We start from the raw sequence: 1,162 nt of genomic DNA, 5'->3' as shown, positions 1-1,162 counted from the left end.
TTCATTACTCGATGATCGAGGAGACGATGCCTGCACCGACGGTGCGGCCGCCTTCACGGATAGCGAAGCGGAGCTTCTCTTCCATGGCGATCGGCACGATCAGCTGCACGTCCATGGCGACGTTATCGCCAGGCATGACCATTTCCGTGCCRGCCGGCAGCGTGACAACGCCCGTCACGTCCGTCGTGCGGAAGTAGAACTGCGGACGGTAGTTCGTGAAGAACGGCGTATGACGGCCACCTTCGTCCTTGGTCAGAATGTAGGCTTCTGCCTTGAACTTGGTGTGCGGCTTCACAGAACCCGGCTTGCAGAGAACCTGGCCGCGTTCAACGTCTTCACGGCCAACGCCGCGGATCAGCGCGCCGATGTTGTCGCCAGCCTGGCCCTGATCGAGCAGTTTGCGGAACATTTCAACGCCGGTAACCGTCGTCTTCGCCGTCGCCTTGATGCCGACGATTTCAACTTCTTCACCAACCTTGACGATACCGCGCTCAACGCGACCCGTCACAACCGTGCCACGRCCCGAGATCGAGAACACGTCTTCGATCGGCATGAGGAACGGCTGGTCGATCGGACGCTCCGGGGTCGGAATGTAGTCGTCAACAGCAGCCATCAGCGAACGAACGGCGTCTTCGCCCAGTTCCTTCGAGGAATCTTCAAGAGCAGCAAGAGCCGAACCCTTGATGATCGGGATTTCGTCGCCAGGGAATTCGTACTTCGACAGAAGTTCGCGAACTTCCAGTTCAACCAGTTCGAGCAGTTCTGCGTCGTCAACCTGGTCGCACTTGTTGAGGAACACTACGATTGCCGGAACGCCAACCTGACGGGCGAGCAGGATGTGCTCGCGGGTCTGCGGCATCGGGCCGTCAGCAGCCGAAACCACCAGGATCGCGCCGTCCATCTGGGCAGCGCCGGTGATCATGTTCTTCACATAGTCGGCGTGGCCGGGGCAGTCGACGTGTGCGTAGTGACGGTTTGCGGTTTCGTACTCGACGTGAGCCGTCGAGATCGTGATGCCGCGGGCGCGCTCTTCAGGAGCGGCGTCGATCTGGTCATACGCCTTGAACTCACCAAAGAACTTGGTGATCGCTGCAGTCAGCGACGTCTTGCCATGGTCAACGTGACCAATCGTGCCGATGTTAACGTGGGGCTTCGTACGTTC

The 1,162-nt window shown here is 59.5% G+C and carries 1 protein-coding gene; it reads right to left on the bottom strand.

Going from position 1 to position 1,162, the window contains the following annotated elements:
• Positions 1-4 precede the first annotated feature (4 nt).
• On the bottom strand, positions 5-1,162 hold a 1,158-nt coding region (gene tuf / locus ACOWVS_RS23425), incomplete at its 5' end, for an elongation factor Tu (RefSeq protein ID WP_077684229.1).

The sequence above is a fragment of the Brucella sp. IR068 genome, from assembly GCF_049065885.1.
In the GTDB taxonomy this organism is placed as follows: domain Bacteria; phylum Pseudomonadota; class Alphaproteobacteria; order Rhizobiales; family Rhizobiaceae; genus Brucella; species Brucella intermedia.
The sequence above is the reverse complement of the archived record's forward strand: the minus strand, read 5'-3'. Positions and strand labels throughout refer to the sequence as shown.